General features: G+C 57.4%; 1 protein-coding gene. It reads right to left on the bottom strand.

Going from position 1 to position 1,537, the window contains the following annotated elements:
- Positions 1–134: 134 nt before the first annotated feature.
- Entirely contained in the window at positions 135–1,481 is a 1,347-nt protein-coding gene (locus A2I95_RS36895; protein ID WP_291737442.1) for an NAD(P)/FAD-dependent oxidoreductase, read from the bottom strand.
- Positions 1,482–1,537 lie beyond the last annotated feature (56 nt).

Raw genomic sequence — 1,537 nt, 5'->3', positions numbered from 1 at the left:
CCAAGTGTCATGGTATTATCGCGCTGCATAAGGTGGATATTAGCTTGCGAAGAGGGATTCGCACAGCGGCGAAAGGTGCCTGCGCCGCCCAGGAAGGAAAACGGCGCAGGCGGATCTGCCAAAGCAAGCAGATCCTAGTTCTGCAGGTAGGCCTCCAGCGAGTCGTCCAGAGCGTCCTTCCACGGTGTGTGGTGGACCGGCGCCATGGTGCCGGTGATGACCGATTTGTAGGAATGGTTGCGGAAAGCCATGATGTCTTCGGCCTTGTGCCCCTTCCATTCATAGAACGCCTGGCATGCGCCGGCCACGTCGAAGGTCGGGTAGTCTGTCTCTTCGATCAGCTCCAGCACATAGTCGCCCTGGTATTTGATCGCGTATTTAACATCATCCGAGGCTTCTTCGCGCGCTTCACGCTCCTTCACGTCGGCCAGCAGGGTTGCCTTGTCCGCTGGAATTTCGATCTTGCCCATGATCGCATCGCGGACCCACCAGGCCTGGGCGTCGAACATATTGAAAGTGAACCACTGATCCTGCATGCCCAGATAGAACATCTTGGGGTTATGGGCAAAAACCACGCCCTTATAGAGGTCAGCCGAGGCAAGGCGGTTGGCGGTTTTCAAGCGCAGATCGTCCGGCAGGAAGCTGAAGAAATGCTTGTAGCCGGTGCAAAGGATGATCGCGTCAACTTCCTTTTGGGTGCCGTCCGCGAAGGTTGCTGTGTTGCCGTTGACTGTCTCCAGAGCCGGAACCTCGTCCCAGTTGTCCGGCCATTTGAAGCCCATCGGAGCAGAGCGGTAGGAAGTTGTGATCGATTTGGCGCCGTATTTCCAGCACTGCGAGCCGATGTCTTCGGCCGAGTAAGAGGCGCCGAGGATCAGGATGTCCTTGCCCTTGAACTCGCGGGCGTCGCGGAAGTCGTGGGCGTGCAGCACGCGGCCGTTGAAGGTGTCAAAACCCGGATAGAACGGCACATTCGGGGTCGAAAAATGGCCCGATGCACAAATAACGTGATCGAAGTCTTCCTTGTAGGTGCTGTCCTTGGCGTGGTCGTGCACGGTGACGGTGAAATTGCCCGCGTCCTCATTGTATTCGACCCAGCGGATCGGCGAGCTGAAGCGGATCCACTTGCGCACGTCGGCTTTTTCCACCCGGCCTTTGATGTAGTCGAACAGTACAGCGCGCGGCGGGTAGGATGCGATTTGCTTTCCGAAATGCTCCTCAAAGGAATAGTCGGCAAATTCCAGGCCTTCCTTTGGTCCGTTGGACCACAGGTAGCGGTACATCGAGCAATGCACCGGTTCGCCGTTATCATCCAGGCCGGTGCGCCAGGTGTAGTTCCACAGCCCGCCCCAGTTGTCCTGCTTTTCAAAGCAGACGATCTCCGGGATTTCTTCGCCCTTGTTGGCGGCGGACTGGAATGCGCGCAGCTGGGCCAGGCCGGAGGGGCCGGCGCCGATGATGGCGATACGTTTCTTTGTCATGTGGCTCTCCCATTGGTACGGACCAATATTGTGGTTTGGTTCTTTTGGTCTGATCC

It is taken from the genome of Leisingera sp. F5, from assembly GCF_001593695.1.
This window is presented reverse-complemented; position numbering and strand designations above follow the sequence as displayed.

Bases quoted from the DNA above. Each gene is read 5' to 3' on its own strand.
- A2I95_RS36895 (WP_291737442.1), bottom strand. From the start codon at position 1,481: ATGACAAAGAAACGTATCGCCATCATCGGCGCCGGCCCCTCCGGCCTG.